The 1732-nt window shown below is 68.2% G+C and carries 1 protein-coding gene and 1 pseudogene; both read right to left on the bottom strand.

The genetic code is table 11. From position 1 onward, the window contains the following. A pseudogene (locus RTM68_RS01645) lies at nt 1-377 on the bottom strand (shikimate dehydrogenase); the annotation flags it as partial. Next, nucleotides 374-1732: endolytic transglycosylase MltG (mltG, locus tag RTM68_RS01650; protein WP_312167691.1), on the bottom strand; the 1359-nt coding region annotated here is incomplete at its 5' end. The pseudogene RTM68_RS01645 and the gene mltG, both read right to left, overlap by 4 nt.

Here is a 1732-nt window from a genome sequence, read left to right on the forward strand (position 1 = left end):
CCGGCGCCGAGGATCCTGACCCGCTCGACCGTGGTGAGACCTTCGTCGGCCAGCGCATCGACGATGCCGCCGACATCGGTGTTGAATCCTCGGACGTCGTCGCCGAGGAGGAGCGTGTTGACGGCTCCGGTGAGCTCGGCATGGCGGTCGAGCTCACGGGCGGCACGGTGCGCCTGCTCCTTCAGCGGCATCGTGAGCGAGAGTCCCCGCCAGGAATCGTCGAGCGCGCCCACGGCGTCGACGAAGCCGCTCTCGGTGACCTGTCGACGCGAGTACTCCCAGTCGAGGCCGAGCACCGCATAGGCGGCGGCGTGCAGCTGCGGCGACTTCGAGTGCGCTATCGGGTCGCCCCAGACAGCGAGTCGATGCCGGATCATCCGGCCGAGCATCCGCCGTCGGGGTTCGCCTTGCACCACTCGCCCCACTTCTCGACGCCCTTGAGGTGCTCCTCGTAGGTCTCGGAGAACTGCGTCTCGCCGGTGGCGAGGTTGACGGTCACGAAGTACAACCACGGCCCGTCGGCGGGGTGCATGGCGGCGTCGATCGCTGCATCGCTCGCACTGGCGATCGGCGTGATCGGAAGCCCGGTGTGGACGTAGGTGTTCCAGTCGTTCGGATCTTCGAGAGCCTCGGCCGAGCTCGAGACGACGCCCTCGTGAAGGGAGCCGTATCCGTACTGCGCGGTCGAGTCCATCTGGAGCTTCATGTCGATGTCGAGGCGATTCTGGATCACGCGCGACACCTTCGGGAAGTCTGCGGTCAGCCCCTCGCGCTGGATGATCGACGCGATCGTCAGGACGCGCTGTGCGTCCTCCGCCGGGACGCCGGCCTTGTCCAGCGACTCATGGGTGCGGTCGACCATGCGCTGAATGACCTGCTGGGCGGTGACCCCCGGATCGAACGTGTAGAGCGCGGGGAACAACCAGCCTTCGAGCGTCTGCGCGCTCACGCCGTAGACAGAGGGATCAGCCACTGCGGCCTCGAGATCGGCCAGCGGGATGCTCAGAGACTCCGCGATACCGGGAAGAGTGGACTCGATCGTCGCCCCCTCCCCCACGTTGGCTGTGTTCTCGAGCTTGTTTTCGGGGTTGCGGAGCGCATCGAGCGCCGCCTCCGCGGTCATCTTCTCCTGCAGGCGGTAGTTGCCCGGGTAGAACGTGACCGCGATGCCCTCGTCGACGAGGTAGTCGTAGAAGACCGTCTCCGTGCGGGTCACACCGGCCTCGTAGAGCGAGGCCGAGACCGGAGAACCGGTGTCGCCCTCAGCGATCGTGACGATGACCTCACCGGTGGCGAGTCCGGGCTCCCAGTCGTCGGGTTCGCCCCACCCGAGCGCGTCGCTGATCCTGTCGCCGTAGGTGTTCATCGCCCAGACGCCTGTCGCGGCAAGGCCGCCGACGATCACCAGGATGATCACGAGCGCGACCAGGCACCCGGTGCGGCGCTTCTTCTTGGGCGGCCTGCCACCCGGGACCTCTTCGGGGTGGCTGTGGAAGAGGTCCTCGAGGCGTCCCCCTGCACCGTCACGCTCGACGGAGCGCGAGTCGGGTGATTCGGCTGGCGGGGATGCTGCCGCCGAGGACACGGCGGCTGCAGCGGCGGAGGCTGCGGGGACGGCGGACGATCCCGTCGTCCGCTCCGCGCCATCTGTGGGCACCGCTCGTGTCGACGCATCGACCTGACGGGGCGACGCAGCAGCGAGCGTTTCCGCAGAGCCACCTGCGCCGGCGGG

Origin of the sequence: Microbacterium sp. (genome assembly GCF_031988965.1) — a bacterium.
In the GTDB taxonomy this organism is placed as follows: Bacteria; Actinomycetota; Actinomycetes; order Actinomycetales; family Microbacteriaceae; genus Microbacterium.